Source organism: Vallitalea maricola, from assembly GCF_036985595.1.
GTDB classification, from domain to species: domain Bacteria; phylum Bacillota; class Clostridia; order Lachnospirales; family Vallitaleaceae; genus Vallitalea; species Vallitalea maricola.
In genome coordinates this window covers 1-241 of the sequence record NZ_BTPU01000342.1, presented here as the reverse complement: position 1 = coordinate 241, position 241 = coordinate 1, and the positions used below count along the sequence as shown (strand labels likewise).

Annotated in this window: 1 protein-coding gene; it reads left to right on the top strand. The window is 30.7% G+C overall.

Annotated elements, in window-relative coordinates; translation table 11 throughout:
* Nucleotides 1-25: 25 nt before the first annotated feature.
* A partial coding sequence (locus tag AACQ14_RS24290; RefSeq protein WP_339366105.1) for a helix-turn-helix domain-containing protein occupies nt 26-241 on the top strand: 216 nt, incomplete at its 3' end.

Below are 241 nucleotides of genomic sequence, written 5' to 3'. Positions count from 1 at the left end.
ATTTTCTTATGTAGTACAGAAAATAATGGATGATATGTGGGAATACGTACAAAGTAATTATCAAAGAGATATATCTTTAGATGAAATATCCAAGGTTCTTAATATAAATAAACATTATTTTTGCAGGCTCATAAAGAAACTGACAGGAAAACCATTCACTCAACTGCTTAATATGCATAGGATACATCAAGCGGAAATGATGTTAAAGGAAACAGATATCCCTGTCAGTGAGATATTAGAG